The sequence below is a fragment of the Enterobacter sp. R-1.6.2 genome (genome assembly GCF_035064085.1).
Classification (GTDB): Bacteria; Pseudomonadota; Gammaproteobacteria; order Enterobacterales; family Enterobacteriaceae; genus Enterobacter; species Enterobacter asburiae_B.
On the sequence record NZ_JASEYI010000090.1, the window covers coordinates 1 to 1,360 of the forward strand.

General features: G+C 48.5%; 2 protein-coding genes. One reads left to right on the top strand and one right to left on the bottom strand.

Annotated elements, in window-relative coordinates; translation table 11 throughout:
- On the top strand, positions 1–61 hold a 61-nt coding region (locus QMN93_RS26310), incomplete at its 5' end, for an IS1 family transposase (protein WP_071528444.1).
- A 212-nt stretch (positions 62–273) separates the two neighbouring features.
- Here the strand turns inward: QMN93_RS26310 and QMN93_RS25875 are convergent.
- Positions 274–1,254, bottom strand: coding sequence for an NAD(P)H-quinone oxidoreductase (locus QMN93_RS25875; protein WP_196479507.1), 981 nt, complete (start codon positions 1,252–1,254; stop codon positions 274–276).
- Positions 1,255–1,360: the final 106 nt, after the last annotated feature.

A 1,360-nucleotide genomic window follows, 5' to 3' on the forward strand; every position in this document is an offset into this window, starting at 1 on the left:
ATCGGTGGAGCTGCATGACAAAGTCATCGGGCATTATCTGAACATAAAACACTATCAATAAGTTGGAGTCATTACCGCGAATGTGTTAGACGGTGTCCACCATAGAAAAGCCAGAAAACGAAATCAGATATTTTAGTCGCCACATATCGTGTCCTGTGATATTTGATTACTATCACCCGATAAGCGTATTAATAAATGCTGGCTCAACATTGGTGGATATTTAAATGGTCATATTCCTGATGACCTAACGTGGGAGTTGTGTCGGGCTTAAAGCTAATTCACCGTAAGAACAATTTTCCCAACATGCTTGCCGGACTCCATCAATGCATGCGCGCGTGCTGCTTCGCGTAACGGGAATGTGCTGTGAATCATGGGATGGCAACGACCTGCATTGAGAATCGGCCAGATATTTTTAAGCAAGTCATTGGCAATTTCGGCTTTTTCGACCGAAGTTCGTGCTCGCATCGTTGAACCCGTGACAACCGCTCGCTTCAACGCGAGTTCTTGCAGATCCACTTGATCTGCGAAAGCTCCGCCAAGGAAGCCAATGATTACCAGCCGGCCATCCATTCCTAAACTCCTCATATTTCGGGAGAAATAGGATGCACCCATTATATCGAGAATGATATCAACGCCACGGCCATCCGTTTGCTTCAAAATGAAATCAGAAAAATCAGTTGTCCGGTAGTTGACTGGCGTAGCGCCAAGCTCTGCGATCACATCGCATTTATCATCTGATCCAGCCGTCGCATATGCCTCGATACCGATTTCGCGGCATAGCATCAACGCGGTTGTGCCGATACCACTTGTTCCCCCATGAATCAGAACACTCTGACCCTGTGTTGCGCCACCAATCTTGAACAAGTTTGCCCAGACGGTGAACAGAGTCTCAGGAAGTGCCGCCGCTGCTATCATTGACATGCTGTCTGGCACCGGCAGTGTCTGGCTTTCCGGCACGATGCAATACTCACCATAACCACCGCCATTCGTCAGAGCACAGACTCGGTCACCAATCTTTACGCCCGTGACGCCTTCTCCAATTGATGAAACCGTTCCAGCGACCTCAAGACCAGGAATAGGGGTTACGTCGTCAGGCATAGGGTAATGACCCTGGCGTTGAATGACGTCAGGACGATTAACACCTGCGGCCTTGACGCGAACCAAAATTTCCCCAGCCTTTGGCACCGGAATCGTTGTCTGAACGGGCGTTAAAACCTCTGGCCCGCCAGGCTCAGAGATTTCAATGACAGTCATTTTATTCGCAGTATGTAACATGAACGTAAGGGCACTGTTGCAAATAGTCGGTGGTGATAAACTTATCATCCCCTTTTGCTGATGGAGCTGCACATGAACCCATTCA